Origin of the sequence: Mixta mediterraneensis, from assembly GCF_030283135.1 — a bacterium.
Taxonomy (GTDB): Bacteria; Pseudomonadota; Gammaproteobacteria; order Enterobacterales; family Enterobacteriaceae; genus Pantoea; species Pantoea mediterraneensis.
Genome location: NZ_JASUAZ010000146.1, coordinates 1 through 621 on the forward strand (window position 1 = coordinate 1; position 621 = coordinate 621).

Sequence of the window (621 nt, forward strand, 5' to 3'; positions counted from 1 at the left end):
CTTCATCATCAGCGGATCCATTTGAAAGAGAACTTGAAAAATTTGCATTCAAGTTTGGTGATTTGGCTGTTGTGCTCGTGGAAGATACTTTAGGCACAGAGGTAGCGACACCGGTATCTTTGGATTCCTCCGGATTGCCATTGCTGCTAGGAAGCTCTTGCCCTGCCACTGAAGTCTGATCACCGGAGTTTCGCTTTGTTAATTGCTGCTTTTTTGTTGAACAACAATTGAGAAATGGAATGGAAAGTGGTGAAAAGGGTAACGATCGGTAATGAATAAATGCATGAATATAAGCGACAATTTCGTATAATGGTAATACAAGACTTACTTCACTCACTTCGTTTAGCGAAGGCCAATCATTGATATAGCTGGCACTGCTGTAATCCTCCTGTGTATGTAGGTAATGATAGTGGTTGTGTAAAAGTTTGAAAAATAAAGTAGTGAAAGTTTACGATCATGAACAATACAAAAAACTGCCATTGCCGTCATAATGGCACTAACCTTTGGTTTAGCCGCTGTTGCCGCCGTTGATTTGCTAAGTGTCGATGATGTGGGACCATTCTTGGAAGCCCATTTTGCTGTCGGCAAATTGCTCACTGGAGTAGTATTCTTATTCGGAAC

Annotated in this window: 1 protein-coding gene; it reads right to left on the reverse strand. The window is 41.4% G+C overall.

Annotated features, from left to right (window positions below; all coding sequences use genetic code 11):
• Positions 1 to 342 precede the first annotated feature (342 nt).
• Positions 343 to 621, reverse strand: a 279-nt coding sequence (locus tag QRY16_RS22000) for a hypothetical protein (protein ID WP_289778066.1), incomplete at its 5' end; no start/stop codon positions are given.